At 74.0% G+C, this 2,694-nt stretch carries 2 protein-coding genes; one reads left to right on the top strand and one right to left on the bottom strand.

Annotated elements, in window-relative coordinates:
* Positions 1–192 precede the first annotated feature (192 nt).
* Positions 193–744: a DUF1707 and FHA domain-containing protein gene (locus CCN33_RS26370; RefSeq protein WP_086695960.1), complete on the bottom strand. Its 552-nt coding sequence runs from the start codon at positions 742–744 to the stop codon at positions 193–195.
* A 173-nt stretch (positions 745–917) separates the two neighbouring features.
* Here CCN33_RS26370 and treZ point away from each other — a divergent pair, with 173 nt between their 5' ends.
* Positions 918–2,666: a malto-oligosyltrehalose trehalohydrolase gene (gene treZ / locus CCN33_RS26365; protein ID WP_086695959.1), complete on the top strand. Its 1,749-nt coding sequence runs from the start codon at positions 918–920 to the stop codon at positions 2,664–2,666.
* Positions 2,667–2,694 lie beyond the last annotated feature (28 nt).

Below are 2,694 nucleotides of genomic sequence, written 5' to 3'. Positions count from 1 at the left end.
GTGGGGCTGCTGGAGCGGGTCGACACGGGGGGCGACGTGGGCTGAGCGAATGGGGCGGGCCGGGTGGCAGCAGGGCGTGGGCAGAACGCGCCACCCGGCCCTGCCGTCGGCCCTCCAGCGGCCGCGCCGGCCCGGCTCACCCGAACGGCAGCCATGAGACCGGACCCGGGTACAGCGGTTCGTACCGGTGTGTCAGTGCGCCGCGAGCCGGTAGGAGACCGTGCCGAAGCCGACGAGGTCCCCTTCGCGCACCGCCACGGCACCCAGGACCCGGCGCCCGTTCACCGTGGTCCCGTTGGTCGAGCCGAGGTCCCGCAGCACCCACATGCCGCCCTGGTACCGGAGTTCGGCGTGCACACGGGACACCGTGTCGTGGTTGAGCCGGAGTCCGCTGGCCGGGTCGCGGCCGATGCGCAGCGGGTGGCCGTGCGCGGGGTGGGGCAGCAGCAGCTTGGGCAGCCGCTCGGCGCGCCAGGCCCGGCCCAGCCGGACGCCGAAGCCCGACACGGCCTCCACGGTGCCGAACAGCGCGCGGCTCAGCCTGTTGCCGTCCTTGAGGTCGGCGGTGAGCACGGCGAGTTCGCGGGGGCTGCGCGCGGCGAGGGCCAGCTCCATGCGGTGCACGAACGTGTCGTGCGACAGCTTGCCCAGGGCGACGCCGTCCCGCAGTACCCGCAGCGCCTTGTCGCGTTCCGCGTCGGAGACCCGTACGGGATACACGGGGAATTCGAAGGACGACGTCACGTTCGTGATTGTCGGGCAGCGCACCCCGAGGTGTCCAGACGAGGCAACCGGCGCCCGCGGTCGACCGCTTCCGCGACACCCGGGCGGAAAGCCCCGATTCGAAAGCGGATTGATCGAATTCGCGGCACGATGGACCGACTGCATCACGGTGAGCAGACGAAGGGGAACCGTCCGTGAAGTTCGAGGTGTGGGCACCACAGGCAGACCGGGTCGCGCTCCAGTGCGAGGGCGCCACGCGGGCGATGGAACCCGATCCGCAGCGGACGGGCTGGTGGACGGCGGAGGCGGACGCGGCGGACGGCGCGCGGTACGGCTTCGCGCTGGACGACGGCCCCGTCCTGCCCGACCCGCGCTCGCGCCGCCTGCCGGACGGCCCCGAGGGGCTGAGCGCGGTCGTCGACCAGGAGCGGTACGCGTGGCGCGCCGACTGGCCGGGGCGCGGGCTGCCGGGCGCGGTGCTGTACGAGCTGCACGTGGGCACGTACACCCCCGAGGGCACGCTGGACGCGGCCGCCGAGCGCCTCGGCCATCTGAGGCAACTGGGTGTCACCCACGTCGAGTTGATGCCGCTGTCCTCCTTCCCGGGCCGGCACGGCTGGGGGTACGACGGGGTCGCGCCGTGGGCGGTGCACGAGCCGTACGGCGGACCGGAGGCGCTGAAGCGGTTCGTGGACCGGGCGCACGAACTGGGCCTCGGTGTGGTGCTGGACGTGGTCCACAACCACCTCGGCCCGTCCGGCAACCAACTCCCGGCGTTCGGGCCGTACTTCACGGAGACACACCAGACGCCGTGGGGCGCCGCCGTGAACCTGGACGCGCCCGGCTCGGACGAGGTGCGCGCCTACTTCCGGGACAGCGCCCTGGCCTGGCTGCGGGACTACCGCCTCGACGGGCTCCGCCTGGACGCCGTGCACGCCCTGCGCGACGACCGCGCCCGGCACTTCCTGGAGGAGCTGTCGGAGTCGGTCGACGCGCTGGGCGAGGAGGTGGGCCGCCCGCTGTTCCTGATCGCGGAGTCCGATCTCAACGATCCCCGGATGATCACTCCGCGCACCGAGCACGGTCTCGGCCTGCACGCCCAGTGGAACGACGACTTCCACCACGCCCTGCACACCGCCGTGACCGGCGAGTCCCAGGGCTACTACGCCGACTTCGCCCGCGCCCCGCTCGCCGCGCTGGCCAAGACCCTGACCGGCGGCTACTTCCACGACGGCACGTACTCCAGCTTCCGGGGCCGGGCCCACGGCCGCCCGCTGGACCGGGCCCGGCTGAGCGGGCACCGGCTGCTGGGATACAGCCAGACCCACGACCAGGTCGGCAACCGCGCCCAGGGCGACCGCCTCTCCGCCACCCTCTCCCCCGGCCTGCTGGCCTGCGCGGCCACGCTCACCCTGACCTCGCCGCTCACCCCGATGCTGTTCATGGGCGAGGAGTGGGCGGCCGGCACCCCCTGGCAGTACTTCACCGACCACACCGACCCCGAGCTGGCCGAGGCCGTCCGGCGGGGCAGGCGGCGGGAGTTCGCGTCCCACGGCTGGGCCGAGGAGGACGTGCCCGACCCCCAGGACCCCGCCACCCGTGACCGCTCCTGTCTCGACTGGTCCGAGCCGGAGCGCGATCCCCACGCCCGCGTCCTCGCCTGGTACCGCCGCCTCATCGCCCTCCGCCACGACCGCCCCGACCTCACCGTGCCCGACCTCGCGGACACCAAGGTCGCCTACGACGAGTCCGCCCGCTGGCTGGCCTTCCGCCGGGGCGACGTCCGCGTCGCGGTCAACCTCGGCAAGGAGCCGGCCGGCATCCCGCTGGGCACGGGCCAGTTGGAGATCCTGGCCGCGTGGGACGAGTCCGTGGAGCCGCCGGGCCCGGACGGGATGCTCCAGGTACCGGGCGAGTCCTGCGTGGTGCTGTCACAGCCGTAGGCTGCCGCCGGCCGGGGCGGGGGCGGCG

Origin of the sequence: Streptomyces recifensis (assembly GCF_002154615.1) — a bacterium.
In the GTDB taxonomy this organism is placed as follows: Bacteria; Actinomycetota; Actinomycetes; order Streptomycetales; family Streptomycetaceae; genus Streptomyces; species Streptomyces griseoluteus.
The sequence above is the reverse complement of the archived record's forward strand: the minus strand, read 5'-3'. Positions and strand labels throughout refer to the sequence as shown.